General features: G+C 71.8%; 23 protein-coding genes and 1 pseudogene. 10 read left to right on the top strand and 14 right to left on the bottom strand.

Annotation, left to right across the window (positions count from 1 at the left end):
• Positions 1-97: 97 nt before the first annotated feature.
• The 4 genes from ACQPXD_RS22025 to ACQPXD_RS22010 form a co-directional block, all read right to left on the bottom strand.
• The gene (locus tag ACQPXD_RS22025) at positions 98-766 is read right to left on the bottom strand and encodes a TetR/AcrR family transcriptional regulator (protein ID WP_432841381.1); all 669 of its coding nucleotides are present in this window, start codon (positions 764-766) and stop codon (positions 98-100) included.
• Between the two features lie 71 nt (positions 767-837).
• Positions 838-1,719: an SDR family oxidoreductase gene (locus tag ACQPXD_RS22020; RefSeq protein WP_432841379.1), complete on the bottom strand. Its 882-nt coding sequence runs from the start codon at positions 1,717-1,719 to the stop codon at positions 838-840.
• Between the two features lie 17 nt (positions 1,720-1,736).
• Positions 1,737-2,567, bottom strand: coding sequence for an SDR family NAD(P)-dependent oxidoreductase (locus tag ACQPXD_RS22015; protein ID WP_432841377.1), 831 nt, complete (start codon positions 2,565-2,567; stop codon positions 1,737-1,739).
• Positions 2,560-3,750, bottom strand: coding sequence for a lipid-transfer protein (locus ACQPXD_RS22010; protein ID WP_432841375.1), 1,191 nt, complete (start codon positions 3,748-3,750; stop codon positions 2,560-2,562). Before ACQPXD_RS22010 ends, ACQPXD_RS22015 begins: the two co-directional genes overlap by 8 nt.
• Before the next feature lie 111 nt (positions 3,751-3,861).
• Between ACQPXD_RS22010 and ACQPXD_RS22005 the strand changes: the two genes are divergently transcribed.
• Positions 3,862-4,677, top strand: coding sequence for an enoyl-CoA hydratase/isomerase family protein (locus tag ACQPXD_RS22005; protein WP_432841373.1), 816 nt, complete (start codon positions 3,862-3,864; stop codon positions 4,675-4,677).
• A gap of 9 nt (positions 4,678-4,686) precedes the next feature.
• On the opposite strand, the gene ACQPXD_RS22000 is transcribed toward ACQPXD_RS22005, so the two are convergent.
• Both ACQPXD_RS22000 and ACQPXD_RS21995 read right to left on the bottom strand, forming a co-directional pair.
• On the bottom strand, positions 4,687-5,508 hold the full coding sequence (locus tag ACQPXD_RS22000) for an enoyl-CoA hydratase/isomerase family protein (RefSeq protein WP_432841371.1): 822 nt from the start codon (positions 5,506-5,508) through the stop codon (positions 4,687-4,689).
• A gap of 13 nt (positions 5,509-5,521) precedes the next feature.
• Positions 5,522-6,598 (bottom strand): TIGR03617 family F420-dependent LLM class oxidoreductase, encoded by a 1,077-nt coding sequence (locus tag ACQPXD_RS21995; protein WP_432841369.1) that lies wholly within the window; start codon positions 6,596-6,598, stop codon positions 5,522-5,524.
• Positions 6,599-6,937: 339 nt separating this feature from the next.
• Between ACQPXD_RS21995 and ACQPXD_RS21990 the strand changes: the two genes are divergently transcribed.
• Complete coding sequence (locus tag ACQPXD_RS21990; RefSeq protein WP_432841367.1) at positions 6,938-12,268, top strand: AAA family ATPase; 5,331 nt, start codon at positions 6,938-6,940, stop codon at positions 12,266-12,268.
• A gap of 4 nt (positions 12,269-12,272) precedes the next feature.
• On the opposite strand, the gene ACQPXD_RS21985 is transcribed toward ACQPXD_RS21990, so the two are convergent.
• Positions 12,273-13,253, bottom strand: coding sequence for a zinc-dependent alcohol dehydrogenase family protein (locus tag ACQPXD_RS21985; RefSeq protein WP_432841365.1), 981 nt, complete (start codon positions 13,251-13,253; stop codon positions 12,273-12,275).
• An 86-nt stretch (positions 13,254-13,339) separates the two neighbouring features.
• On the opposite strand from ACQPXD_RS21985, the pseudogene ACQPXD_RS21980 reads away from it, so the two are divergent.
• Positions 13,340-13,594 (top strand): annotated as a pseudogene (locus ACQPXD_RS21980) (winged helix-turn-helix transcriptional regulator); the annotation flags it as partial.
• A gap of 53 nt (positions 13,595-13,647) precedes the next feature.
• Here the strand turns inward: ACQPXD_RS21980 and ACQPXD_RS21975 are convergent.
• Positions 13,648-15,042, bottom strand: a complete 1,395-nt coding sequence (locus ACQPXD_RS21975; RefSeq protein WP_432841363.1) for an MFS transporter — start codon at positions 15,040-15,042, stop codon at positions 13,648-13,650.
• Between the two features lie 70 nt (positions 15,043-15,112).
• Positions 15,113-15,889, bottom strand: coding sequence for an SDR family NAD(P)-dependent oxidoreductase (locus ACQPXD_RS21970; protein ID WP_432841361.1), 777 nt, complete (start codon positions 15,887-15,889; stop codon positions 15,113-15,115).
• Between the two features lie 102 nt (positions 15,890-15,991).
• On the opposite strand from ACQPXD_RS21970, the gene ACQPXD_RS21965 reads away from it, so the two are divergent.
• Entirely contained in the window at positions 15,992-16,897 is a 906-nt protein-coding gene (locus ACQPXD_RS21965; RefSeq protein WP_432841359.1) for a helix-turn-helix transcriptional regulator, read from the top strand.
• On the opposite strand, the gene ACQPXD_RS21960 is transcribed toward ACQPXD_RS21965, so the two are convergent.
• Positions 16,841-17,698, bottom strand: coding sequence for a helix-turn-helix transcriptional regulator (locus ACQPXD_RS21960; protein WP_432841357.1), 858 nt, complete (start codon positions 17,696-17,698; stop codon positions 16,841-16,843). The two genes, ACQPXD_RS21965 and ACQPXD_RS21960, sit on opposite strands and share 57 nt — an antisense overlap.
• 86 nt (positions 17,699-17,784) lie before the next feature.
• Between ACQPXD_RS21960 and ACQPXD_RS21955 the strand changes: the two genes are divergently transcribed.
• From ACQPXD_RS21955 to ACQPXD_RS21935, 5 genes are all read left to right on the top strand, one after another.
• Positions 17,785-18,570, top strand: coding sequence for an SDR family NAD(P)-dependent oxidoreductase (locus ACQPXD_RS21955; RefSeq protein ID WP_432841355.1), 786 nt, complete (start codon positions 17,785-17,787; stop codon positions 18,568-18,570).
• Positions 18,571-18,717: 147 nt separating this feature from the next.
• Positions 18,718-19,644: an ATP-binding cassette domain-containing protein gene (locus ACQPXD_RS21950; RefSeq protein WP_432841353.1), complete on the top strand. Its 927-nt coding sequence runs from the start codon at positions 18,718-18,720 to the stop codon at positions 19,642-19,644.
• Positions 19,641-20,480, top strand: coding sequence for an ABC transporter permease (locus ACQPXD_RS21945; protein WP_432841351.1), 840 nt, complete (start codon positions 19,641-19,643; stop codon positions 20,478-20,480). The genes ACQPXD_RS21950 and ACQPXD_RS21945 overlap by 4 nt, the downstream gene beginning before the upstream one ends.
• Before the next feature lie 104 nt (positions 20,481-20,584).
• A complete protein-coding gene (locus ACQPXD_RS21940; protein WP_432841349.1) occupies positions 20,585-21,862 on the top strand; it encodes a sensor histidine kinase in 1,278 nt (425 codons plus the stop codon).
• A complete protein-coding gene (locus ACQPXD_RS21935; protein WP_432841347.1) occupies positions 21,859-22,560 on the top strand; it encodes a response regulator in 702 nt (233 codons plus the stop codon). The genes ACQPXD_RS21940 and ACQPXD_RS21935 overlap by 4 nt, the downstream gene beginning before the upstream one ends.
• Here ACQPXD_RS21935 and ACQPXD_RS21930 read toward each other — a convergent pair.
• A complete protein-coding gene (locus ACQPXD_RS21930) occupies positions 22,538-22,852 on the bottom strand; it encodes a MarR family winged helix-turn-helix transcriptional regulator (protein WP_432841345.1) in 315 nt (104 codons plus the stop codon). The genes ACQPXD_RS21935 and ACQPXD_RS21930 overlap by 23 nt on opposite strands.
• 9 nt (positions 22,853-22,861) lie before the next feature.
• Here ACQPXD_RS21930 and ACQPXD_RS21925 point away from each other — a divergent pair, with 9 nt between their 5' ends.
• On the top strand, positions 22,862-23,062 hold the full coding sequence (locus ACQPXD_RS21925; RefSeq protein WP_432841343.1) for a hypothetical protein: 201 nt from the start codon (positions 22,862-22,864) through the stop codon (positions 23,060-23,062).
• Positions 23,063-23,113: 51 nt separating this feature from the next.
• Here the strand turns inward: ACQPXD_RS21925 and ACQPXD_RS21920 are convergent, their stop codons facing one another.
• From ACQPXD_RS21920 to ACQPXD_RS21910, 3 genes are all read right to left on the bottom strand, one after another.
• Complete coding sequence (locus ACQPXD_RS21920) at positions 23,114-23,782, bottom strand: DUF4389 domain-containing protein (RefSeq protein ID WP_432841341.1); 669 nt, start codon at positions 23,780-23,782, stop codon at positions 23,114-23,116.
• Between the two features lie 70 nt (positions 23,783-23,852).
• Positions 23,853-24,701 (bottom strand): SPFH domain-containing protein, encoded by an 849-nt coding sequence (locus ACQPXD_RS21915; protein ID WP_432841339.1) that lies wholly within the window; start codon positions 24,699-24,701, stop codon positions 23,853-23,855.
• 12 nt (positions 24,702-24,713) lie between these two features.
• Positions 24,714-25,598 (bottom strand): class I fructose-bisphosphate aldolase, encoded by an 885-nt coding sequence (locus ACQPXD_RS21910; protein WP_432841337.1) that lies wholly within the window; start codon positions 25,596-25,598, stop codon positions 24,714-24,716.
• Positions 25,599-25,661: the final 63 nt, after the last annotated feature.

The raw sequence follows: 25,661 nt of genomic DNA, 5'->3' as shown, positions 1-25,661 counted from the left end.
TCTCTCGATCGTAGGATCAAGCGGACCAACTCTATGTCACCGGACATAAAGTAGGGCCGAGGGATGAAGTTCAGAAGGTGTTGGCGGCGCGGCCGGATCAGTCGCTGGTCTTGCCCGCGTTTCGGCCGTTGTGGGGTGCGTCGTCGAGCGCCGGCAGGGTGTTCCAGAGGTCGGCGCGGTTCTTGTCGAACTGAGCGGCGATCAGCCGCAAGGCCTCGTCGAGGTCGACGCCGTCAGGGTCGATGAGCGCATGCAGGTGAATGCCGTAGAGCGCTCCGGTGAGCGCTGCCGCGAAGGCGCGCTCGCGCTTCGACGCGATCTTGGGATCGACACCTTCGGGGCGTTGCGCACGCAGCCAGAGCCCGACGCCGCGCCGCCGCTGGGCAAGGAACTCCTGATACTGGCGGTGGACGGCGCCCGTGCTGCTCATGGCCTCGGTCAGGATCATGAACATCAGCGCCGAGTTGCCGCCACGCACCCAGTTGGCGTAGTCGTCGAACAGCTCGGTCAGCGTCGGCAGAGACGGGTAGTGCTCGACGCGGACCGCGCGCTCGAGCGCGCGCTCGACAACGGCCATCACCAGACCGTGCTTGTTCTTGAAGTGCCACGGGATCGAGCCGCGGCTGATGCCCGAGCGCTCGGAGATGTCGACGAAGGACGTGCGGTCGAACCCGCGCTCGGCGAACAGCTCTTCGGCTGCGTCGAGGATGCGGCGGCGACTCTCGTCGCCGATCTCATCGATCCGGCGTTGTCCTCGGGAACTCACAGCGGCCATCTTAAACCTTCAGCGTGGCGTTGATCTTAGGGTGGCGATCCTGCGGCCGGCGGGCCGCTGGGTCATACGGCCTGCTCCACGGTCGTGTCGTAGCTCGCCAGGAAGCTCTCGGCGCGCCGCATGGCCGCGGTCAGGTCGTCGTTGCGGCGGCGGAGGTACTCCCCCAGCTCGTTGCGGGTGGCGATATAGGGCGCGTTCGTCTCGACCGCGTCGAGGACCAGCTCGCCGACGCCGTCGGGAGAGGCACCCTGTTCGTTGAGGATCCGGTGAGCGGTGTCGAGGATCTGGGTGACCCGCTCCGAGTGGGCCGGCGCGGTGTCCGGCCGCAGACGCCGCGTGTTCTCGACGATGTCGGTCGCGACCGGCCCGGGGAAGAGGACCGAGACCGCGACGCCGAAGTGCGCCAGCTCCCGGCGCAACGACTCGCTCAAGCCGACCACCGCGTACTTGCTCGCGTGGTAGAGGAACCCGGAACCCGCCTCGACAAGGCCCGCCTCGGAGGCGGTGTTCACGACGTGGCAGCGGCGTGGCGAGGCGAGCATCCCGGGAACGAACGTCTGGATCCCGTTGTAGACGCCGTCGAGGTTGATCCCCATGACGTAGTCCCACATCGCGTACGAGAGCTTGCTGGGGCTGACGGAGTCGATGATGCCCGCGTTGTTGAACAGCAGCGACACCTCGCCGAGGTCGCGGCGGACCTGGGCGGCGACGTCGGCGTACTGCTCACGGTCGGTGACGTCGAGGCGGTAGCCCCGCAGCCGGTCCGGCGACACGCCGAGCCTGTCCCGTGCCCGCTCGAGCGCGTCGCCACTGATGTCGGCGATGGCGACGTTCGCGCCGCGGCGCAGCAGGGCCCGGACGATGCCGAGACCGATGCCGCGTGCGCCGCCGGTGACGAAGGCGACTCGCCCTTCGAAGTCGGTGATGCCGTTGTCTGTACTCATCAGATCCCTACTCGACGTCAGTACTCGTAGCCGCCGGCGGCCGTGATGACCTGGCCGGAGACGAAGTCGGCTTCGGGATACGTGAGCATGACCACCGAACCGGCGGCCTCTTCGGGCGTGCCCGGCCGGCCCAGCGGAATCAGCATCTTGAGCCCCTCGATGGCCTCGGGCCGCACGCCGACCTTGATCTCGTGTCCCTCGACCTGGATCGTCGACACGCCGGTGGGCGCGGTCAGCCGCGTCTCGATGAAGCCGAACGCGACGCAGTTGACGTTGACGTTGTAGCGGCCCCACTCGTGGGCGAGGGTCTTGGTGAGACCGACGATGCCCGCCTTGGCGGCCGAGTAGTTGGCCTGGCCGGAGCTGCCGTGGAGGCCGGACACCGAGGAGATGTTGACCACCTTGCGGTGGACCACGATGCCCTGCGCCTTCTCCCGCTTCGCCGCGGCGCTGATGACCGGCTGGGCGGCACGCAGGATGTCGAAGGGCGCCTTGAGGTGCAGGTCGACGATGGCGTGCCACTGCTCGTCGGTGATCTTCTGGATCACGTTGTCCCACGTGTAGCCGGCGTTGTTGATGATGATGTCGATGCCGCCGAAGCTCTCCACGGCCGCACCGATGATCCGGTCGGCGAACCCCTCGGCGGTCACACTGCCCGGAACCGCGACGGCTCGGCCGCCGGAGGCGTTGATCTTCTCGACCACCTCGACGGCGGGTTCGGTGTCGAGATCGTTGATCACGACGGATGCGCCCTCCGAGGCGAGCTTGAACGCGATCGCGCGGCCGATGCCGCGGCCGGCCCCGGTGACGAGTGCGGACTTACCTTCGAGCTTTCCCACGTCAGGCATCCACCTTCTGGTACATCGTCACGACGGCCGCGCCGCCGAGACCGACGTTGTGCTGGAGGGCGGTGGTGACACCCTCGACCTGGCGGCCCTCCGCCTGTCCACGCAGCTGCCAGACGAGCTCCGCGCACTGCGCGAGCCCGGTGGCGCCGATCGGGTGGCCCCTGGCGATCAGGCCGCCGGAGGGGTTGGCGACGACCTTGCCGCCATAGGTGTTCTGGCCGTCGAGCACGAACTTCTCGGCCGTCCCCTCCGGGGTGAGGCCGAGCGCCTCGTAGATGAGGAACTCGTGCGTGGTGAAGCAGTCGTGCAGCTCGGCGACGCGGACGTCCTCGGGGCCGATGCCGCTGTGCTCGTAGACCTCCTTCGAGGCGCCGGCCGTCATGTCGTAGCTGATGAGCCGCTTCATGTCGCCCTCGAACGTGGTCGGGAAGTCGGTGGCCATCGCCTGGGCGGCAATCACCACGTCGCTGCGCAGGCCGTGCCGCTTCGCGTACTCCTTCGACACCACGACCGCGGCGGCGGCACCCGAGGTGGGCGGGCAGCACTGGAACTTCGTCAGCGGGCCTGAGATCCGGCGCGACGCGAGGACGTCTTCGACGGTGAGCGGGTCGCGGAAGACGGCGTAGGGGTTGTTCGCGGCGTGGCGGCGGTTCTTGACGGTGATGTGCGCGAAGACCGACGGGTCGATACCGCGCTCCTCGACATACTGGTCACCCGCCGCGCCGTAGAAGAAGGCGGCGCCGGGGATCCCCCCTTCGGGCATGCCCTGCTTGGCGAGCACGACCTTGACGAACTCCTCCAGGGGGTGCGGCCGCTCGGGCCACCTGCCCTCGACGTTGGCCTCCATCTGCTCGAAGCCGAGCGCGAGCGCGACGTCGACGACACCGCTCTCCACGGCCTGCCGGGCGAGGAACAGCGCCGTGGAACCCGAGGAGCAGTTGTTGTGGACGTTGATGATCGGGATGCCGGACATGCCGACGCGGTAGAGGGTCCTCTCCCCGCCGGTCGAGTCGCCGTAGATGTAACTGGTGTAGGCCTGCTGGACGGCGCTGTACTCGACGCCGGCGTCGGCGAGGGCGCGGCGAGCGGCTTCGGCGCCCATGACGTCATACGGGTCGCTGTGGCCGGCCTTGGCGAACGGGATCATCCCGACGCCGGCGACCACTGCCTTGTTCTCGGGCATGCCATCTCCTCTTCTTGGCAGCACCCGGCGAGACCGTTCTCGGCGAGTCGAATCAGTATGCTCTTCTCTACGTCAGTCGTTCAAGTCCATGTTGGCTGATATAAAGTAGCCATGGCGACTGGAACAGCACACGAGACTGGCAGCACCGTGCGGGTGGACGTGCGCGACGGCGTCGGGAGGGTGACGCTGGCCCGGCCCGGTCGGCTGAACGCGATCACCCACCGGCTGCTGGTCGAGCTTCGGGACGCCCTGCTCGGCCTGGGCGACCGGCACGACGTCCGCGCCGTGGTGCTGGCCGGTGAGGGGCGCGCGTTCTGCGTCGGCCTCGACCTGGAAGCCGGCCTGGCCGACCCGGCGATCGCGGATCCCGTGGAGGCGACCCAGGCCGGGATGGCGGCGGGAGCGGCCGTCACGTGGGCGATGCGGACGATCCCGCAGCCGGTCGTCGCCGCCGTCCAGGGGCACGCGGTCGGAGCCGGGTTCGCGTTCGCCGCCGCCGCCGATGTTCGCGTGGTCGGACCCGACGCCAGGTTCTCGGCCCCGTTCCTGCGGCTGGGGATGACGGTCGGGGACTTCGGGCTCTCCTGGCTGCTGCCCCGCATCATCGGGCACGGCCGTGCCGCACACCTGTTCTTCTCCGCCGGAGTCCTCAACGCCGAGGAGGCGGTCGCGTCCGGGCTCGCCGCGGGCATCAGCGCGGACCCGCTCGCCGCCGCAACGGACCTCGCGACGGCGTTGGCCGGGCACCCGGCCTATGGCGTGCAGGCCAGCAAGCGACTCCTCAACGCCGGCGCGGGCTCATCGTTGCGTGACCATCTGGATGCCGAGGCCCGGGCACAGGCGATCGGCGCGCTGACCGGGGCGGCGCGATCGGCCATGGCCGAGGCGCTCGCGGCCACCAAGCGGCGCAAACCGGGCAACGGCTGAAGGGCCGCCTCAGCGCCCGGTGAACGCCGGGGTGGTCTTGGCGACGAACGCCGCCATGGCGATCGGAGCGTCCTGCGTGCGGGAGGCGAGGACCTGGTTACGGTTCTCCAGGGCGATCGCCGCCTCGATCGAGTTGGCGTCGACGTTGAGCTGCAGGCCCTCCTTGGTCAGCTTCAACGCGAACGGGCTGTTGGCCGCCATCTCCCGGCCGAGCCGCAGTGCCGCGGGCACGAGATCGTCCGCCGCCATGACGCGGTTCACGAGCCCGATGCGGTAGGCCTCCGCGGCGTCGATCAGGCGACCCGTCAGCATCAGCTCCGAGGCATGGCCGAGCCCGACGACCCGCGGGAGCAGCCAGGAGACGCCGACGTCGCAGCCGCTGAGGCCGAGCCGGACGAAGGCGACGTTGAACCGCGCCTCCGGTGCGCCGATCCGGACGTCCGCGGCGAGTGCGAGGGCCAGGCCACCGCCGGCGGCGGGTCCGTTGACCGCGGCGATCACGGGGACCGGAAGCCGCTTCACCCGCGCGATGACGTTCGCGCCCTTCTCCTGGATGCGCATGAAGTCCGTGACGGTGCCGCCCGGCAGCGCCGTGATCGTGTCCAGGTCCGCGCCGGCGCAGAAGCCGCGTCCGGCGCCCGTGAGGACGACGACGCGGACCGACGGGTCGCGCTCGAGCACGGCACACAGCGAGTCCAGTTCGTCCCAGAGCGCGTCATGGAGGGCGTTGAGCCGCTCCGGCCGGTTGAGGGTGACCACGAAGATCCCGTTCTCCGCCTCCCGGACGAGCAGGTGGTCGAAGTTCGCCGTGGCGAGGGTGGTCGTTGTCATGGCCGGCCTTTCGTCAGTGTCGGCAGAGCGCGAGGATCTCGAGGGCGGCCGCCTGTGCCGCGGCGTCCTGGAAGGGCATGGTGAGGATGACCTGATCCACTGGCTGGTACCGCTCTCGCAAGCGCTCGGCAACCTGCCGTGGATCGCCGACGATGGCGAAGGTTTCGAGTACCACATCATCGACGAGTTCGCCAAGGGTGAGGTAGTCGCCGCGCCGCATGCCCTCGTTCGCCGCGTGGTGGAGCTCCTCCCAGCCGTGGTGGGCGAGCACCGGGAGATACGCCGGCGTCGAGGCGTAGAAGGCGATCTGACGCTTCGTGAGCGCGACCGAGGCGGCGATCTCCTCGTCGGTGCGACCCGTGGCGACCGTCGCCATCGCCGCGACGGCGAAGGGACCGGAGCGTCGCGCCGCGGCACGGCCGGCGTCAACCGACGGCAGCATGACCTGGTCGCGGTAGTCGGCCGAGGTCATCGGATGGAGGAACAGGCCGTCGGCCACCTCGGCGGCGACCTCGACCATCTTCGGACCCACTCCGGCGAGCCAGATCGCCGGGACGGGCCCGTCCAGCGGACCGGGCGAGAACGCCTGGGGCATCAGGGTGTGGGTGTAGAAGTCGCCTTCGAAGCTGAGTTTCGTGCCCGCCTGCCAGGAACCCCAGATCGCGTGCAACGCCGCGACGTATTCCTTCATCCGGGCCGCCGGGCGGGACCAGGGCATTCCGAACCGCTTGACCACGTGCGGCGCGATCTGCGTGCCGAGTCCCAGGACGAGGCGTCCGCCGCTGAGCCGCTGCAGGTCGTGTGCGGTGTAGGCCAGCGACATCGGTGTGCGGGCGAACGCGATCGCCACGGCGGTGCCGAGTGTGACGTGCCGGGTGTGCTCCGCCGCGGCGGTGAGCATGACGAACGCGTCGTGATCCGCCTCGGAGACGAAGAACCCGTTGCCGCCCGCCTCCTCCACCGCCGCGGCCGTGGCGCGCAACGTGTCGAAGGAGGCATGGAAGCCGAGCCCCACGACCGGACCGGACGCGGGCGGGATCCGGCCCGGGTCACCGTGCGCCGCGTTGTGAGGTGTCTGCGTGAGCTGCATGTCGATCGGCCCCTCTGCCCGAACCGGTCCCATCTTGTGAATTTCCATACGCATGAGGTCGGTAACACAGTAGAGCCGAGCTTGTGTACATACAAGCCATCGTGACCTCGTAAGTGAATACCGAGTCGTATCCGGTCGCGACCAACCGGCACCGTCACGCGTGGTGGGTTTCGCCGGGTAGCGGGACGCCCGCCGGCAGACGGACCACGTGCCGATTTCTCCGGATGTACCGAATTGTCGCGCGCGCGGGAGGATGGAGGGTGGGCGTGGCACGCGGGGCGGTGGAGCGGAGGGCGTCGCATGCGAACAGGCCGGGACCCGCCAGTCCGAGGCGAAACGGTGCACGAGAGCAACCGCACGCGCGTCACTCGGCTGTTCGTCGCCGGGCACCCGATCATCCGCAAGGAGCCGCTGGGGCCGGACGCGCGGCGGCGGGTGCGGCATGAACGGGCAATGCTGGAGCGGCTGCGCGGCGTCACCGGCGTGGTACAGCTCGCGGAGGCGTCGCACCACCCCGACTGGATCATGCTCGCCGACGCGGGCGACACCACCCTGGCCGGCCTGGCCAAGCCGCTTCCCGCGGACGAGCTGATCCGGATCGCCCTGCACCTCGCCCGCGCGGTGGCCGGCATGCACCACCGGCAGGTGATGCACCGCGACATCACACCGGCGAACGTCCTGGTCTCGCCGGACGGCGCCCCCTGCCTGGCCGACTTCGCCCTCGCGACGTCGTTCGGCGAGATCCGCCCGGAGTTCACGCACTACGCCGAGATCATCGGCACGCTGGCCTACCTGGCACCCGAGCAGACCGGCCGCACCGGCCGATCCGTGGACCAGCGCGCCGACCTCTACGCGCTGGGCGCGACCCTGTACGAGCTGGCAACCGGCACACCGCCGTTCGGCTCCGGCGACCCGCTCCAGCTCACCCACGCCCACCTGGCCCGCATGGCGGCGCCGCCCGCGCAGGTGAACCCGGCCGTGCCGGTGCCGCTGTCCGAGATCGTCATGCACCTGCTGGAGAAGGAGCCCGACGACCGCTACCAGAGCGCGGACGGCCTGCTCCACGACCTGCGGCGGCTGCGGGACGCCGGCCCGGGCCAGGCGGCGGTCGGCGCGTGCGACGTACCGCTGCGGCTGCTGCCGCCGTCGCGGCTGGTGGGCCGCGACGCCGAGGTCGCCGCGCTGGAGGCGGCGTTCGCGGATGCGCTGACGGGCCGGTGCCGTGGGGTGCTGATCGGCGGCGCGCCCGGTGTGGGCAAGACCGCGCTGGTCAACGAGCTGCGAACGGTGGTGACGGGCCGGGACGGCTGGTTCGTGACCGGCAAGTTCGACCAGTACCGGCGGGATCTGGAGTTCAATGGGGTCCATCAGGTGCTTCGCGCGCTGGGCCGGCTGTCGCTGTCCGGGCCGGAGGACGAGCTCGGCAAGGTTCGCGTCCGGATCCTGGAGACGGTCGGGCCGAACGCGGGTCTGCTGACCGCGCTGAACCCGGAGTTCGCGGCGCTGCTGGCGGTGCCGCCCGATGCGGGCGATCCGCTGACCGCGCAGCTGCGGGCCCAGCGGACGGCCGTCGAGACACTCCGCGCCCTCGCCTCGCCGCGGCGCCCGATCGTGGTGTTCCTCGACGACCTGCAGTGGGCCGGGCGCACGCCGCTCGGCGTGATCGACCTCCTGTTCGGCGATGAGCGCATCGACGGCCTGTTGGTGGTCGGGGCGTACCGCGACGACGACGCGAACGCCGCGCAGTCGCCGGCGGCGCCGCTGTCCCGCTGGCGCGACCACACCGGCGTGCGGTACCTCCGGCTGACCAACCTGCCCGCGCGCGGCTGCGCCCTCATGGTCGCCGAGATGCTCCGCGTCGACCAGGCGGCGGCGCGGGGCCTGGCCGACCTGATCCAGCCGTGCACCTCGGGCAACCCGTACGAGATCGTGGAGCTGCTCAACGCGCTGCGCCGCGACGGCCTGCTGACCGCCACGGCCGCCGGTTGGCGGTGGGATACCGCGGCCGTGCACACTCACCTCGGCCGGTCCGAGGTCGCCGGGCTGCTGGCGACGCGGGTCGACGCGTTGCCTGCGGCGTCCCAGCGGATGGTGGAGGCGATGGCGTGCCTCGGCGGGCGGGCCGAGCTGGGCCTGCTGCAAACGGCCACGGCCGAGCCGGCGGCCGAGGTGGAACGGCGGCTCGCGCCCGCCATCGAGGACGGCGTCCTGGTGGTCGAGCCCGGTCCGGATCCGGCGGTGCGGTTCCGCCACGACCGGCTCCGCGAGGTGATCCTGCACGGGCTGCACCCGCCGCGGCTGCGCGCCCTGCGGCTGGCGATGGCCCGGCGGCTCGCCGCCGTGCCCGAGTTGTTCCCGGTCGCGGCCGAGCAGTACCTGCCGGTGGCCGACGCGACCGACGATCCCGCGGAGCGGCGCCGGGTGGCGGGGCTGCTGCGCAGCGCCGCCGGGCAGGCGGCGTTGATCGGGGACTACACGCTGGTGAACTCGCTGCTGGCCGCCGCGCTGCGGCTGATCGAGCCGGACCAGACCGCCGCGCTCGTCGAGGTACACACACGTCGCCACGCCGCGCTGTACAGCCTGGGGCGCCTGGAAGAGGCGGACGAGGAGTACCACATCCTGGAGGGGCTGTGCAGCAACGCCGCGGACCTCGCGAACGCGACGATCGTGCAGGCCCGGAGCCTGACCCACCGGAACCGTTTCGCGGAGGCGATCAGGCTGTGTCTCGGGTCGCTGCGCGACCTCGGCATCGTCGCCCCGGCCACGGAGCGGCTCCCGATGGAGCTCGACCGGCGCCTCGACGACCTGTACCGGTGGCTCGACCACTCCGACGGGGCCGCCGAGCTGGACCGGCCGGACCTCACCGACCCGGCGCTGCTCGCGGCGAGCGGCCTGATCAACGCGCTGCTGCCGACGTTGTTCGTCGTCGCCGATCACGTCATGGCCGGCTGGATGAGCCTGGAGGCGCTGCGGATGTGGACCGAGCGCGGTCCCGCCCGGGCCATGCTCGGCCCGATCAGCCACGCCGGCTTCGCCGCGGTGTCGACGCGCGGCGACTACGCCGCCGGGTCCCGGTCGCTGCGGCGGGTCCTGGCGTTGGCCGAGGCCCGCGGCGATGAGCCCGAAATCTCGCAGACCCGCTTCCTGCTCTCCCTGCTGAGCTGCTGGTTCGAGCCGATCGAGAGCAGCGTCGACGCGGCCCGGCGGGCGTGCGAGGGGCTGCTCGCGGGCGGCGACCTGGCCAACGCCGGATACGCGCACTACGCGGTCGCCTCCGGCCTGCTGGAATGCGCGCCGTCGCTCGACGTCTACGTCACCGAGGTGGAGACCGGACTGGCCTTCGCGCACCGCACCGGCAACGAACACACCGTCCAGCTGCTCTCGACCTACCGGTGGCTGGCCGGCGTGCTGCGCGGCGAGACCACCACCACCGCCGACCACGCGCTCCCCTTCGACCGGTACGCCGAGAGCCCGCAGACACTGCTGCATGTGGAGCTCACCAGCGCGGTCGCGGCCGCCCTCCTCGACGACCAGGCCGCCCTGCGGCGGCACGCCGCGGCCGCGATGCGGCTGCTGCCGGCCGGCGCCCAGGGCCTGTACGCGACCGCCCTGGCGCGCCTGGTGCACGGACTCGCCCTCGCCGAGCAGGCCCGGGCCGCTGATTGCCCCGAGCGCGACGCGAGGCTGGCCGACCTCGACGACGTGACGCGGTGGCTGGACACCCGGGCCGCCTACGCGCCGGCGAACTTCCAGCACCTGGTGCGGCTGCTCGAGGCGGAGCGGGCCTGGGCCGTCGGGGACTTCCGCGGCGCCGCCCTCGGCTTCGACGCCGCCCGGCGCGAGGTCGCCCAGCGCCACCGCCCATGGCACCGGGCCCTGATCACCGAACGCGCGGCGCGCTGCTACCTCGCCCACGGCATCGAGAACGTCGGCTCCGATCTGCTCGCCGAGGCCCGCCAGGACTACCTCTCGTGGGGCGCGACGGCGAAGGTCGAACAGCTCGACTGGGCACACCCGAGCCTGCGGCCACGAACCGGCGCGGTCACCGGGCCGGAAACCGAGTTGCCCCACCGCCGCTCCACCGTCACGACCGGAACGATCGATCTCCTCGGCATCCTGTCCGCGTCACAGGCGCTGAGCTCGGAGACCAGCATCGAGGGCGTGCGCTCTCGGGTGGCGCACGTGCTGAGCGCGATGACCGGCGCCACCGATGTCCGCCTGCTGCTGTGGAGCGAGGACCGGCAGGCGTGGCTGGCCCCCGCGCCCGGCGCCGGCGGCGTCGTCCCGGTCGGCGGCACCGGCCACGAACCCGTGGCGCCGATGTCCGTGCTGAGCTACTCCCGGCGGCTGCGGGCCCCGCTCGTCGTGGGCGACGCGACCCGCGACGACCGCTTCGCCCACGACCCCTACTTCACCGGCGTCGCCCGCTGCTCGCTGGTGGCCGTGCCCATCGTCAGCCGCGACACCGTGCAGGCCGTGCTGCTGATCGAGAACCGCCTGCTCCGTGACGCCTTCGCCACCGAACGGCTCGACGGGGTCAAGCTCATCGCCGGCCAGCTCGCCGTCTCGCTCGACAACGCCCAGCTGTACGCCGGCTTCCGCCGGATCGCCGGCGAGCAGGCGGCGCTGCGCCGGGTGGCGACGCTCGTGGCCCGCGGTGCGCTGCCCGATCTCGTGTTCGCCGCGGTGGCCGAGGAGGTCGGCGCGCTGTTCGGCGCCGGCACCACGGCGATCGTGCGGTTCGAGCCGGACCGCGAGGTGACGGTAATGGGCAGCTACCGGCTCGACCGCTCCGCACCGGGCTGGCGCGGCAAGCCCGACGCCCACTCCGCCATCGCGTCGGTGCAGGTCACGGGCCAGGCCGCGCGCGACCGTTCCGGGATCGCGAGCCCGATCGTGGTCCAAGGCCAGGTCTGGGGCGCCATGGGTGTCACGTCACAGGGCGAGCTGCTCTCCCAGGACACCGAACAACGGCTGGCGGACTTCACGGAACTCGTCGCCACCGCCATCGCCAACGCCGAGAGCCGGGCCGAGCTCACCACATCGCGGGCGCGGATCGTCGCCGCGGCCGACCAGACGCGCCGGCGCATCGAGCGCGACCTGCACGACGGCGCCCAGCAACGACTGGTCGCGCTGGCCCTGCAGTTCCGCGCGTTGCAGGACGCCATGCCACCCGGACTCGGTGACCTCGGCGCACAGCTCGACCGGGCCGTCAACGGGGTGAGCGACACCCTTGAGGAACTGCGCGAGATCGCGCGCGGCATCCATCCGGCGATCCTGACCGAGGGCGGCCTCGGCGCGGGCCTGCGCGCGCTCGCCCGCCGCTCGCCGGTCCCGGTCCACCTCGACATGCCCGCGGAGGTCCCGCTCCCCGAGCCGGTCGAGATCAGCGCGTACTACATCGTCGCCGAAGCGCTGACCAACGCGGCCAAACACGCCCACGCGTCGAACGTCACCGTCACCGTCGGCACCGCGGACGGCGCCCTACTGGTCGCCGTCCGCGACGACGGCGTCGGAGGCGCGAACTTCACCCGCGGCACCGGCCTGGTCGGCCTCAAGGACCGCGTCGAGGCGCTCAGCGGCCGGCTCCTCCTCGACAGCCCGGCCGGGGGCGGAACCAGCCTGCGGGTGGAGATCCCGCTCCCCGGCGCGGACCCCGCGCACCCGTGAGCGGCTAGACCGTGACGACGATCTTCCCGGCGTGGAGCCCCTGCTCGAGGTGGCGGTGTGCCTCGGCCACGTCGCCGAGGGTGAACACCTTGTCGACGGCGGGCCGCAGTGCGCCGAGGCGCACACCGGCGTTCAGGAAGGCCGCCATGCGCCGCACCACGACGGCGTCGAGGGTGTGCTCGAAGCTCCGGTAGCTGAAGATCGTGAGCGGCGCGCCGGTCGGGAAGGGTGTGGGCCGGGGGTCCAGGAAGCCCGCGGCGACCAGGGTACCGCCGGGGCGGGCCGCCTTCACGAGATCCTGCTGGCCGGGGCCCGTGACCACGTCGAGGACGATGTCGGCGCCGGTCCCGCCGGTGTGGTGGCGGACGGCTTCGGCGACGTCCACGTGGTCGGTGGCGATGACCGCGGCGGCGCCGGCGGCGAGCAGGTCGTCCTGCTTCGCGGTGTGCCGGGTGATGGCGATCGGCACGGCGCCGATCTGATTGGCGATCTGCATCGCCGCCCGGCCGACGCCGCCGGACGCGGCGGTGATGAGGACGTGGTCACCGGGCCGCATCCTCGCCTTCTCGACGAGCGCGCCGTAGGCGGTGGAGTACGCGACCCAGATCGCCGCCGCCTCCGTGATGCCGAGCCCGGCCGGCCGGGCGACGACCCGGCTCGCGGGGACCGTGGTGTACTCGGCGTAGCTGCCCCTGACGCTCGCGTCCGGAATGGCCGCCAGAATGACCGGATCGCCGATCTCCAGCCCGGTGACCTCGGGGCCCAGCGCGTCGATGACCCCGGTTCCTTCGACGCCGAGGCGCGCGTGTGGCAGCGGGATGACCGCGGGCGAGGTGCCGGAACGCATCATCTGGTCGAGCGGGTTGACGGCGAACGCTTCGATCCTGACCCGTACCTCGCCGGCCGCGGGCCCGACGACCGGCTCCTCGACGACGTGCATGACATCCGGCCCGCCGAACTCGTCGAACACGACGACTCGTGGCATGGTGACTCCTCCGCATTCGGTGCTGTTTCGGTGCTCGCGGACGACGTTACGGAGCCGTGGGTTACCTCCTGGTACCTTCGACTTTTATGCAGAACACGGCTGGACCAGCCTTCCTTGCCGACTGCCCCACGCGGCTGGCGGTCGAGATCATCTCCGACAAGTGGGCCGTGCTCGTGCTCTTCGGACTCAGCCAACGGCCTCGCCGGCACGGTGAGCTCGTCGACCTCATCGGCGGCATCTCGCGCAAGGTCCTCACCCAGACGCTGCGCCGGCTCCAGCAGTACGGTCTGGTCGAACGCCAGGCCGAAGCGCCACGGCGGGTCGAGTACAGCCTCACCGACCTCGGCCGGACCCTCGTCGAGCCCATCGAGGTCCTGACGAACTGGGCGAGGGACTACGGCGGGGCCATCGTCGACTTCCAGGAGGCGTCGGAAGCCGCCACCGCCACCCGGGCCCGCGCGGCGGGTAGCCGGGCCGTGGCGGCGACGCCGACGACCGCGATGAGCGTCAGCAGCGCGAAGACCAGGCCGTAGGCGACAGCCGGAGTCGATCCCAGCCCGGCCAGGATCGCTCCGACGATCGCGACCCCGGCCACCGTCGCGGCCTGGCGCACGGCGTTGAACATTCCCGAGGCGGCGCCGGCCGCTGCCGGCTCGACGGACGCGATCGCGGTCGCCGACAGGGGTGACCAGGCCACGGCGTTGGCGATTCCGAGTACCGTAGCGCCGAGCGCCACCCACCACGGGTTGATGTTCACGACGACGACGAGTCCGATGAGTACCAGGCTGACCGCGAGCAACGCCATGCCCGTCATTGCCGGACGTCGTGGTCCGACCCGGTCGATCCACCGGCCGGCGACGGGGGACAACGCGGCCGCGACGACGGCGTCCGGCGTGATCACCAGGGCCGCCTCCATCGGCCCAAGGCCCCGCGTCTGCTGCAAATACAGCATGGTAGGCAGCGCCATCGCGATGACTGCCGTGCCGAGCGCCGCCATCGCGATGCTCGCCGCGAGGTAGCCGGACGAGCGGTAGAGCGCCAGGGGCGCGAGCGCCGTGGAGCCCATTCGCGACTCGTGGATGGCAAAGACGGACAGCAGTGCCGCCGAAACGGCGACCGCGGCAATGATCGCGGGTACCGGGGCATCGCTCCATGCGAGCAGTGCCCAAACGAGGAGACCGAGGCCGGTGGTGCTCGTCACCGCCCCGAACAGGTCCAGCCGCGCCACCTGCGCCGGACTGCGGGGAATCCATCGCACTCCCATGAGCAGTGCGATGCAGCACAGGGGGACGTTGACCCAGAAGATCCACCGCCAATCAAGCGATGCCGTCAAGAGTCCCCCGAGGATCGGACCGAAGAGCGTGCCGGCCGCCGCGACCGAGCCCCACGCGCCGAGCGCGCGTCCGCGCTCGCCTTCGGCGAAGAACCGCCTGATCAGCGTGAGCGGCTGAGGAGTCATCGCGGCCGCCGCCAGACCTTGGGCAACCCTGAAGGCAACGAGCCAGCCCACGGAGGGGGCAAGCCCGCACAACGCGGAGGCGATCGCGAAGCCGCCCATCCCCGCGAGGAAGACACGCTTGGGGTCGTACCGGTCGCCGAGCCTCCCGGCGACGAGGAGTGGGACGGAAAACGCCAGCAGATATCCTGCCGTCACCCAGAACAAGACCGAGACGTCCGGCTTGAGATCCTCCTGGATGCTCGGACTCGCGACCGCCACGATCGTGGTATCGAGCAGGATGACGAAGAACCCCGCGAGCAGTGCCGCAAGCCCCGCCCACTTGTTCGCCATGCGCCCCCCTTGCGCGGAGACTTCCGGTCGCTCCGCCGTGCCCCGCGGGGGCCAGAGTAGGGCGCGGTACTTACGGCGCGAGCCGGGTGGTGGTGATGCCGCCGTCGACGTACAGGGTGGTGCCGTGGATCATGCGGGCCTCGGCGGAGGCGAGGAAGGCGACGGCGTGGGCGATGTCCTCGGCCGCGACCGGGACGCCGGCCGGGGTCGCGGCGGTCATCAGGTCGATGATCGGGCGGGCGCTCTCATTGCCGGGTGTCAGGGTGACGCCCGGCGCGACCGCGTTGACCCGGACCCCGCGCGGGCCGAACTCGGCGGCCCAGGCGCGGGTCATCTGCTCGTCGGCGGCCTTGGTGGCGGTGTACAGGGCGGCGAACGGGCTGCCGACGACGGCCATCCACGACCCGATCGTCACGATGACCCCGGCGCCGCGCTCCGCCATGCCGGGCGCGATCTGGGCGACGAGCACGTGCGGCGCGCGGATGTTGATCGCGAGCATCGCGTCGAGGTCGGCGTCGGAGAGGTCCGGGGTGGCCGTCGCGGGATAGATGCCGGCGTTGTTGACCAGGATGTCCACCCGCCCGCCGGCGGCCGCCGTCGCCCGGGCGGCGAACTCGCGGACCGTGGTGGCGTCGCCGGCCAGGTCGGCGGCGACGAAGTCGGCCTTGCCGCCCGCCGCGCGGATCCCGGCCGCCACCTCCTCGCCGCGCCCGGCGTCGCGGCCGCTGACGATCACGTGGGCGCCCCGGGCCGCGAGCAGCCGGGCGATGGCGGCGCCGATGCCGCTGGTCGCGCCGGTCACGATCGCGGTCCGGCCGCCGAAGGGAAGTACCTGTGCGTTGGTCATGACCACCATTTGTCCGTGGACCGCCGGGCACCTGCCAGTGCGAGGCTTGCCTGGGCACGGCGTGACCAGGCACCGGAGGTTTGCCCGACGTACCGTGGCGCCATGAGTCAGGATCGTTCGGCCTTCGGCGCCTTTCTGCGGGCCCGCCGGGACCGGCTCACGCCCGCCCAGGCCGGCATCGACGCGTTCCCCGGCGCCCGGCGCGTGCCGGGGCTGCGCCGGGAGGAGCTGGCGATGCTCGCGGGCCTGAGCACCGACCACTACAGCCGGCTGGAGCAGGGCCGGCAGTCGGCGGTGTCCGAGTCCGTGCTCACCGCCCTGACCCGGGCGCTGCGGCTCAACGACGTCGAGGCCGCGCACCTGCGCGACCTCGCCGCCCCGACGTCCCGGCAACGAGCCCCGGCACCCGAGGTGCAACGGCCCGACCCCGGACTGCTGCGCCTGGCCGTGGCCCTGGACCACGTCCCCGTGCTGCTGCTCGGCCAGCGCTCGGAGGTGCTCGCCCGCAACGCGCTGCTGCAGGCGGTCCTCGGCCGCCCCCTGCCACCCGGCTCGTCCTTCATGGACTTCCTGTTCCGCGATCCCCTGGCCCGCGAGCGGATCGTCAACTGGGCCGAGTTCGGCGCCCGGTCGATCGCGGCGATGCGCCTGGAGGTCGGCCGGCGGCCCCACGACCGGCAGCTCGCCGACGAGGTCCGCGACCTGCTGGACAGCGACCCCGATGCCGCCCGCTGGTGGCAGGACCATGCCGTGCGCGACTACGCCTCGGTGTCCAAACGCATCGTCCATCCCGAGGCCGGCGTCCTCGATTTCGGCATCGAGATCGTCACCGCGCCCCACCTCGCCGGCCAGCACCTCGTCGTGTACACCGTCGAACCCGGCTCTCCGACGGCCCGGATACTGCCCATTCTGGCCAGCTGGGCCACCGACGTCACCCGGGACCCGGCTTCGTCAGCGCGGTCTGGTCGCGTCGATGCTCTCGGGTCCCAGCACGTTCAGGAGAGCTAGCGCCTCCGCGTCCCGGGATCCCGGTGGCGCGGTATAGAGCACGAGGTGCTGGTCGCGGTCCGTGAGCGTCAGGGAGTCGCAGTCGACGGTGATCTCCCCGATCGCCGGGTGCCGGAAGGTCTTGGTGAGCATCGGCGCGGCGTGCACGTCATGTCGCTCCCACAGCCGGGCGAACTCGGGGCTGCCCCCGCGGAGCTCCTCGACCAGGGCGATCACCGCGGGATCCGACGGATACCGGGCGAGCGTGGCACGCAGCTCCATGACCACGCCGTGCCGGAACTCGGCGTCGTCGGGGATCCCGTACAGGGTCGCGTCGGGCCGCGCCGGCCCGAGGAACGCCTTCCGTGCGAGGTTGCGGTCCGCCGGGGCGAGCCCGGCGAAGTCCTCCATCAGGGCCGCCGCGAGGTCGTTCCAGGCGAGCACCTCGAACGCGGCGGACATCACGAACGCGGCGGTCTGCGGCAGCCGTTCGAGGAGCGCGAGGATGCTCGGGCGGACGTCGCGCCGGTGCAGTCCGGTGCGGCTCGGCGCGGTGCCCGCGAGGACGTGGAGGTGATCGGACTCGGCGTCCATGAGCCGCAGCGCGCCGGCGATCCCGGCGAGGACCTCGCCCGACGGCCGCGGTGCCCGGCCCTGTTCGAGGCGGACGTAGTACTCGGTGGAGATGTGCGCGAGGACCGCCACCTCCTCGCGGCGAAGACCCGGCGTCCGGCGCCGCGGGCCCGAGGGCAGGCCGACGTCCTCCGGCCGCAGCCGCTCCCGGCGGCTCCGGAGGAACGCCCCGAGCTGCTGCTTGTCCATACCCCAAGTCTGCACGCGGCGTGGCGGCGGATCCTGGTACCGTCTGTGCCTGCCTGCGGCCCGCGGACCGGGCTGACATTGTCGTCATGGCAAACACCACCGACATCGCACCGATCGGCCTGCTCACCGGCAAGGTCGTGTTCATCACCGGCGCCAGCCGCGGCATCGGGGCGGCCGCGGCCCGGCTCTTCGCCCGCGAGGGTGCCGCCGTCGTGCTCGCCGCCCGCGGCACCGACGCCCTCCAGCGGATTGTCACCGAGATCCGCGCCGACGGCGGCGTCGCCGACGCCGTCACCCTGGACCTCGCCGACCGGGCCGGTATCCGCGCCGCCGTCGACCGCGTCGAGGAACTGCACGGACGGCTCGACGGCGCCTTCAACAACGGTGCGGTCCCCCAGCAGGGGTTCGGCCCGCTCGACACCACGACCGACGAGGACATCGACGAGCAGTTCGCGGTGAACTTCCGCTCGCACTGGACCGCCATGACCGCCGAGGCCGCACTCATGCGAAAGCACGGTGGCGGGGCGATCGTCAACACCTCGAGCATCGGCAGCCGGCGCGCGAACCCCGCCCTCCCCGCATACGGCGCCATGAAACGCGCACTCAACAGCATCACCGAGACCGCCGCCGTGAGCTGGGCCCCGCACGGCATCCGGGTCAACGGCCTCACCCCCGGCGGCACGTCCACGGAGATGATCGACACGTGGGAAGCGGCGACCCCCGGCATCGTCGAGCACATGACGGCGACGATCCCGCTCGGACGGATGGCCGAGCCTCACGAGGTCGCCGAGGCGGCCGCATGGCTGCTCAGCGACCGCGCCTCAATGGTGACCGGCGCGGTCATCCCGGTCGACGGCGGCGCGGGCGCCTGACGGCGTAGTGCGCCGTGGCGAACGGCGCAGAGCGTGGGGTACCGCGGTACTACAGCCTCGCCCGGGGATCGGCCCGCGGTATGACGGATCGCCCCGGGCCCGGCTCTAGCGTCGTGAGCAGGACGTATGGTTCTGCGAGGGAGAGCGATGATTGAGGCGCGACGGCTCACGAAGCGGTACGGGGAGAAGATCGCGGTCGACGGCGTGGATTTCACGGTCCGTCCGGGGGCGGTGACGGGCTTCCTGGGGCCCAACGGCGCGGGCAAGTCGACCACCATGCGGATGGTCATCGGGCTTGACGCTCCCACATCCGGGACGGTGACGGTGAACGGCCGCAGGTACGCCAAGCACACCGCGCCGTTGCATGAGGTGGGCGTGCTGCTGGAGGCGCGGTCGATCCATCCCGGCCGGTCGGCGTTCGACCACCTGATGGCCCTCGCGTACACGCACGGCATCTCCCGGGTCCGGGTGAACGAAGTGATCGAGATGACCGGGCTGCAGTCGGTGGCCCGCAGGCGGGCCGGCGCGTTCTCGCTCGGCATGGGACAGCGCCTCGGCATCGCCGCCGCCCTGCTGGGGGACCCGCAGACGGTGATGCTGGACGAGCCGGTCAACGGACTCGACCCGGAGGGCGTGCAGTGGATCCGCAATCTGCTGACCGGCCTGGCGGCCGAGGGCCGCACCGTGTTCGTCTCGTCGCACCTGATGAGCGAGATGGCGCTGGTCGCTGACCACCTGATCGTGGTCGGGCGCGGGCGGGTCCTGGCCGACACCACCGTGCAGGAGTTGGTCCGGCAGGTGGGCGGCGACACGGTGGTGGTCGCCAGCGCCGACCCGGCCCGGCTGCGCGGCGTCCTGACCGGCCCCGGTGTGCAGGTCGCCGGCCAGCCGGGCGCGGAGCGGCTGAGCGTGACCGGCCTGTCGGCGCGCGAGGTCGGGCTGCGGGCGGCAGAGCACGGCATCGCCCTGTTCGAACTGGGTGCCAGGACGATTTCCCTGGAGGAGGCATTCATGGAGTTGACCAGGGACGCGGTGGAGTACCACGGCGCGAGCACTCCGGTGAGGGCGGCATGAGCATCGTCACCGAGGTTCGGCCCGCGCCGACGCGCCCGGCCCAGTATGCGGGCAAGGTCACCGGCCGGCGGGTGCTCCGCTCCGAGTGGGCCAAGCTCTGGTCGCTGCGGTCGACCTGGATCACGCTGAGCCTGGGATTGCTGTTCCTGCTGGCGTTCGGCACGATCGCGGCGGTGCGCTACAAGGTGATGAGCACCTCCGGCCAGCCGGCGGATCCGGACTTCGCCCGCGCGACGACGCTGAGCCTCTCGCTGTTCGGGGTGCCGTTCGCCTTGCTCGCTCTCGGTGTGCTCGGGGTGCTGACGGCCTCCGGTGAGTACACGACCGGCATGATTCGCTCGACGCTGACCGCCGTACCGACCCGGCTGCCGGTGCTGTGGGCCAAGGCCGCCGTCTACGGTGTGCTGGCCTTCGTGGCCGGCGTGGTGGGTGCGTTCGCCGCGTTCCTGATCGGCAGTGCGGTCCTGTCCGGCAGCCCCATCGCGATGACCATCTCGGACAGCGGCGTCGTGCGCAGCCTGCTCGGCGTGGGTGTCTACCTGGGTCTGGTCGGCGTCGCCGGGGTCGCGCTCGGCGCGCTGCTGCGTTCCACCGCCGGCGGCATCTCCGCGCTGGTCGGCACGTTCCTGCTGGTGCCCGGGCTGATGTCGCTGCTGCCGGCATCCTGGCGGGACGACATCTCCCAGTACCTGCCCAGCAATGCCGGTGAGTCGATCTTCGCGCTGGTACCCGCCCCCGGGATGCTGTCGGCCGGGGCCGGTCTGCTGGTGCTGCTCGGCTGGACGGCGCTGGCGCTGGGCGGTGCCGCCTACCGGTTGATGCGGTCCGACGCTTGATGCCGCGATCCGTGCGCCGCGGCACCCGGCCTGCCCGGGTGCCGCACACGGCTGTTCGCCGCCCCCTGCGCCGGCCCGCAACCGACGTGCCCGACGATAGGTCGGTGAGCAGCGAAGACGCCGCCGTCGGCACGCTCGTGGGGCATCCGGTGACCGCTGGGCTGTTTCGCGCCGGGCGGCGCCTGCGGCAGTGGGACGCCACCCATCGCTGGGCGCTGGACACCGCCGTCGTGCTGGCGCTGTTCCTGCTGTTCTGGGCGGCCGGCCGCAGCCACGACGGCGGGCCGCCGGACACGCCGATCCAGTTCACACAGCTCACGGTCCCGCAGATGCTGCTGCTCCAGGCAGCGCTGGTGATCCCGCTGTGGTGGCGGCGCCGGGCTCCGCTGCTGGTGCTGCACGCCACCGCCGCGGTCTTCATCCTGCTATGGACCGCAGGCGTCATCCTGCGCGCCGACGCGGCCATCCTGGTCGCCGTCTACAGCCTCGTCCGGCACGGGCGGCTGCGGCGCCTGCCCTGGGCGATTCCTGTCCTGCTGGCAGCATTCGTCGTGTTTCTGGTACGGATGGCGTCAGTCGTTTCGGTGTGGGACGTCACGTTCTTCGCCGCGACCGCCGGCGCGGGCGCCGCGGCGCTGGGATTCGCTGTGCGCGTCCGCGGTGCCCAGCTCGCCGCGCTGCGCGACCGCGCCGTGCGGCTCGAGATCGAACGCGACCAGCGCAGCAAGCTGGCCGCGGCAACCGAACGCACCCGCGTCGCCCGCGAGATGCACGACATCGTCGGCCACAGCCTCTCGGTCATCGTGACCCTCGCCGACGGCGGCGCGTACGCCGCGGACACCGCTCCCGAACGCAGCAAGGAGGCGCTGCGGCTGATCGGCGACACCGGCCGCCGATCGCTGGCCGAGCTACGCCGCATGCTGGGGGTACTCCGCGACCAGACCGACGAGCCCGACCTGCACCCGCAGCCCGGCATCGCCGACCTCGACGGCCTGTGCGAACGCATCCGCGCCGCCGGCCCCCGGGTCGAATACCGCAGCACCGGCGAGCTGAGCACCCTGGACCTCGGTGTGCAGCTCGCGGCGTACCGGATCGTGCAAGAGGCGCTCACCAACACGCTCAAGCACGCCGGCCCGCAAACGACCGTGCGGCTCACGCTGAGCACCGACGATATCCGGCTGCGAATCCTGATCCGCGATACCGGCTCTCCCGGGGCTCATCCGGGTCCCAACGAGCACGGCCACGGCCTGATCGGCATGCGAGAACGCGCCGCGCTCTACGGCGGGACCATCACCGCCGGGCCTGCCCCCGGCGGCGGATGGACGGTGCAGGCGGACCTTGACCTCGCACCACCGGCCCACCGAGAAGGTGACCCAGATTGATCACCGTGCTGATTGTGGACGACCAGCCCCTGCAGCGCTTCGGCTTCCGCATGTTGCTGGACAGCAACACCGACACCCACGTGGCCGGCGAGGCCGCCAACGGCGCCGACGCCGTGCGCCGGACCACGGAACTGCACCCCGACGTGGTCCTGATGGACGTGCGCATGCCGGGCATGGACGGCATTGAGGCCACCCGGCGGATCGTGGAGTCCGGCGGCCGCTCGCACATACTCATGCTCACCACGTTCGACCTCGACGAATACGTCCACGCCGCGCTGCGCGCGGGCGCGAGCGGCTTTCTGCTCAAGGACGCCCACCCCGAGGAACTCCTCGCCGGTATCCGCGCGGTCGCCGCGGGCGACGCGGTCATCGCGCCCGCGCTCACCCGGCGCCTGCTCGACGAGTTCGCCCAGCACCTCGGCGGCGCCTCGGCACAGCAGCGCCCCGCGGCCGATCCACGGCTCGGCACGCTGACCGACCGTGAACACGAGATCCTGATCGCGATCGGCCGCGGCTGGACCAACGGCGAGATCGCCGAACGGCTCGTCCTGTCGGAATCGACCGTCAAAACCCACGTCGGCCGGGTGCTCGCGAAAATCGGCGCCCGCGACCGCATCCAGGCCGTCATCTTCGCCTACGACCAGGGGCTCACCCGCGCCCAGGATCAGGACCTCCCTATCCGCCGGCGCTCTCGATGACGGTCGTCAGCTTCTTGAGCAGGCGATTCAGGCTGGCCAGTTCCTTATCGGACAAGGCACCCAACAGCTCCTCCTCGGCACGGCCGCGCAGCGCCAGCGCGCGTCGCCAGACGGCGACGCCCGCGCTGGTGGCCTCGATGTTCACGCTGCGACGGTCGGTCGGGCTGGGTGTGCGCTTGAGGTAGCCGGCCTTCTCCATGGTGTCGAGCCGGCCGGTCATGCCGGCCGGAGACACGCCCAGGTCTTCCGCGAGCGCCCGCGGCGATGCGTGCCCGGGCGTGTCGCGAACCATCAACACGTCATGAGCGCCGTCAACGGGGCCCTCGCCGCGATCTCCGGGCCGAACTCTCGCGCCGTGCTCCCGCAGACGGTGCCGGCCTCGGCGCTACCCGAAACGGTTGGCGAACGCGGCTGGCTCCTCGCCACCGCGGCCGTCATGACCGCGGCGACCCTCCTGGCGCTGCTGCCCGCTTCCGTGCGCGACCTGCGACGCCAGTCCTGAACGATCCCCCGGGTCACACCCCGAGCTCCGTCCGCGACGCCCTGCGCACCCCTATGACCCGGTCGGAGCCGGCCGCGCGGCCGGCGGCTCGCCTTCGCCGAGGTCCAGGGCGAAGGGCGGGTACCGGTCGGTGAGCAGCGCGACGTAGGCCCAGGCCCGCAGCGACCACCGCCACGCCCCGATGAGCAGGGCGTGCAGGCCGGCCGGATAGCGGCCGGTGAAGAGCAGCGCGGCGGCGGCGAAGAGCGCGGCCAGGGCCGCGACGCCGGGCGCGCTGTACCGCGTGCCGTTGTCGGCGGTCCAGCTGAACCCGGTGGTCAGTGCGGCGACGATCAGCAGGTGCGGCAGCGCGAGCAGCCACGCCACCAGCGGCAGCCAGCGCTTCGGCGCCGGCGGGCCGTCGATCTCCAGGCGGGCCGGGTAGTCCGGCACGTCGGCGAGCGTGAACGGCGGGTACCGGTCGGTGCCGAGCACCCAGTAGCCGTAGTAGCCCACCCGCCAGCTCCACCGCAGCACGCCGACGTTGAAGTCGAACACCGGCCTCGGGTACCGCCCGGTGAAGAGCACCGACAGGTAGGCGACCGCGGTCAGCGCGACGAACGCGATCCACAGCGCGATCAGTACAACATAGTGCGGAATCAGCAACAGCCACTTCACCAGCCAGAGCCACCGGCCGGGGGTGTCCGGCCGGGCGGTGATCCGCACCGGATAGTCGGTCACGACGACCTCCTCGAAGAGGGCTTCCGCCGGCCGGTGCGGCTGAACCGCGGCCGGCCGGCGGGCGGTGCGGTCATGCCCCGGCGCCGACCAGGGGCGGCAGCGTCAGCTTGACCTCGGTGCCGGTCGGCGGGGTCGCCGCGGCGGCGGTACCGGTCGGGCGGCCGGCCACCTGGTCGAAGAAGCGGAGCAGCTCGACCGGGAACGGCATGACGAGGGTGCTGTTGCGCTCCGCGGCGACGTCGACAACCGTCTGCAGCAGGCGCAGCTGGAACGCGCCCGGTGTCGCGGCCATCGCCTGGGCGGCGTCGGCGAGGCGACGGGAGGCCTGGTACTCGCCGTCCGCGGCGATGACCCGGGCGCGGCGTTCGCGCTCGGCCTCGGCCTGCCGGGACATCGACCGCTTCATCGAGTCGGGCAGGGCGACGTCCTTGACCTCGACGCGCTCGATGAGCACGCCCCAGGGCTTCTCGGTCGGCGCGTCGATGACGGCCTTCAGCTCGGTGTTGATCCGCTCCCGATCGCTGAGCAGCGTGTCGAGGTCGGCCCGGCCGATGACCGCGCGCAGCGACGTCTGCGCCACCTGCAGCACCGCGCCCGGGTAGTCCCGGACGTTGACCAGCGCCTTGACCGGATCAACCACCCGGAAGTACACGACGGCGTCGACGGTCAGCGTGACGTTGTCGCGGGTGATCGCGCCCTGGGCCGGCACCGGCATGACGACGGTCTGCATGGTGACCTTCACCATCCGGTCCACGAGCGGGATGATCACCCGCAGCCCGGGTTCACGGTTCGCGTCCAGCACCCGGCCGAACCGGAAAACAATGCCGCGCTGGTACTGCTGGACCAGGCGCAGGCTGGCGATCGCGACCACGAGTACCACGGCAGCGACGACCACGACAATGGCGATGATGGTGTCCATCGTTAACTCGATTCAACGCGGGTGCTTGTCGAGGACTTCGTGCAGCCGCGCGGCGAACCGCAGCGACTCGGTGTGCTCGCGCTGCCAGATGTTGCGGCCGAAGATGAGCCCGGTCGCGCCGGCCTCCATCGACATCTGCGCCTTGTCCAGCATCGCCTCGTCGCCGGCCTTCTCGCCGCCGGAGATGAGCACCAGGGTCCGGTTGGCGGAGCGGACCACGGCGTCGATGGCCTGCTGCTCGGAGTACCCCTCGTCATATGGCTTGCGAACCCCGGACCGCTTCTCCGGGTGCGGGAAGTTCACCTTGACGATGTCGGCGCCGAGCTCGCTGGCGACGCGGGCCGCGTAGTCGACGGCGTAGAAGGAGTCCTTGCCGCCGGCCGCGTCGATCGCCGAGCCGCGGGGGTAGGCCCACACGATCAGCGGTATGCCCAGCCGCTGCGCCGCCTGCCGGACCTCGAGGTATTGCGCGAAGTCCCGATCCTGCGCCGGCGTGCCGACGTAGAGCGTGTAGCCGACCGCGTCGGCGCCGAGCCGCACGGCCTCCTCGACGGCGGCGTTGAGCGGCGACAGCGCCTCGTCGTCCGGCGGGATCTCGGTCTTGCCGTTGAGCTTGAGAATCAGCGGTACCTCGCCCGCGTACTCCCAGTAGAACTTCTCGGCGAACCCGATCTGCACCGCGACGCCGTTGAAGCCTCCTTCGACCGCGAGCTTCATGATGTACTGCGGCGACCCGGCCGCCGGGTTGGCGAAGAAGTCCCGCGGCCCGTGCTCCAGCCCTTGGTCGTAAGGCAGGAACAGCGCCGTGCCGTTGCGGGCGCCGTGCTGGTAGAGGATGCGGTTGAGCCTGGCCTTCTTGCCGGTACTGAGGCCAAGGTCGCGCAGGTTGGTGGTCATCGCCCTTCCCTTCCCCATCGCTTGCCTCCCAACCTCACCCGCCCCACCGCCCGCGGGCAGGGC

The sequence above is a fragment of the Dactylosporangium sp. CA-092794 genome (assembly GCF_050948465.1).
Lineage (GTDB): Bacteria > Actinomycetota > Actinomycetes > Mycobacteriales > Micromonosporaceae > Dactylosporangium.
The sequence above is the reverse complement of the archived record's forward strand: the minus strand, read 5'-3'. Positions and strand labels throughout refer to the sequence as shown.

Bases quoted from the DNA above. Each gene is read 5' to 3' on its own strand.
- ACQPXD_RS22020 (WP_432841379.1), bottom strand. From the start codon at position 1,719: ATGAGTACAGACAACGGCATCACCGACTTCGAAGGGCGAGTCGCCTTC.
- ACQPXD_RS22015 (WP_432841377.1), bottom strand. From the start codon at position 2,567: ATGCCTGACGTGGGAAAGCTCGAAGGTAAGTCCGCACTCGTCACCGGG.
- ACQPXD_RS22010 (WP_432841375.1), bottom strand. From the start codon at position 3,750: ATGCCCGAGAACAAGGCAGTGGTCGCCGGCGTCGGGATGATCCCGTTC.
- ACQPXD_RS22005 (WP_432841373.1), top strand. From the start codon at position 3,862: ATGGCGACTGGAACAGCACACGAGACTGGCAGCACCGTGCGGGTGGAC.
- ACQPXD_RS22000 (WP_432841371.1), bottom strand. From the start codon at position 5,508: ATGACAACGACCACCCTCGCCACGGCGAACTTCGACCACCTGCTCGTC.
- ACQPXD_RS21995 (WP_432841369.1), bottom strand. From the start codon at position 6,598: ATGCAGCTCACGCAGACACCTCACAACGCGGCGCACGGTGACCCGGGC.
- ACQPXD_RS21985 (WP_432841365.1), bottom strand. From the start codon at position 13,253: ATGCCACGAGTCGTCGTGTTCGACGAGTTCGGCGGGCCGGATGTCATG.
- ACQPXD_RS21975 (WP_432841363.1), bottom strand. From the start codon at position 15,042: ATGGCGAACAAGTGGGCGGGGCTTGCGGCACTGCTCGCGGGGTTCTTC.
- ACQPXD_RS21970 (WP_432841361.1), bottom strand. From the start codon at position 15,889: ATGACCAACGCACAGGTACTTCCCTTCGGCGGCCGGACCGCGATCGTG.
- ACQPXD_RS21965 (WP_432841359.1), top strand. From the start codon at position 15,992: ATGAGTCAGGATCGTTCGGCCTTCGGCGCCTTTCTGCGGGCCCGCCGG.
- ACQPXD_RS21960 (WP_432841357.1), bottom strand. From the start codon at position 17,698: ATGGACAAGCAGCAGCTCGGGGCGTTCCTCCGGAGCCGCCGGGAGCGG.
- ACQPXD_RS21955 (WP_432841355.1), top strand. From the start codon at position 17,785: ATGGCAAACACCACCGACATCGCACCGATCGGCCTGCTCACCGGCAAG.
- ACQPXD_RS21950 (WP_432841353.1), top strand. From the start codon at position 18,718: ATGATTGAGGCGCGACGGCTCACGAAGCGGTACGGGGAGAAGATCGCG.
- ACQPXD_RS21945 (WP_432841351.1), top strand. From the start codon at position 19,641: ATGAGCATCGTCACCGAGGTTCGGCCCGCGCCGACGCGCCCGGCCCAG.
- ACQPXD_RS21930 (WP_432841345.1), bottom strand. From the start codon at position 22,852: ATGGTTCGCGACACGCCCGGGCACGCATCGCCGCGGGCGCTCGCGGAA.
- ACQPXD_RS21925 (WP_432841343.1), top strand. From the start codon at position 22,862: ATGAGCGCCGTCAACGGGGCCCTCGCCGCGATCTCCGGGCCGAACTCT.
- ACQPXD_RS21915 (WP_432841339.1), bottom strand. From the start codon at position 24,701: ATGGACACCATCATCGCCATTGTCGTGGTCGTCGCTGCCGTGGTACTC.
- ACQPXD_RS21910 (WP_432841337.1), bottom strand. From the start codon at position 25,598: ATGACCACCAACCTGCGCGACCTTGGCCTCAGTACCGGCAAGAAGGCC.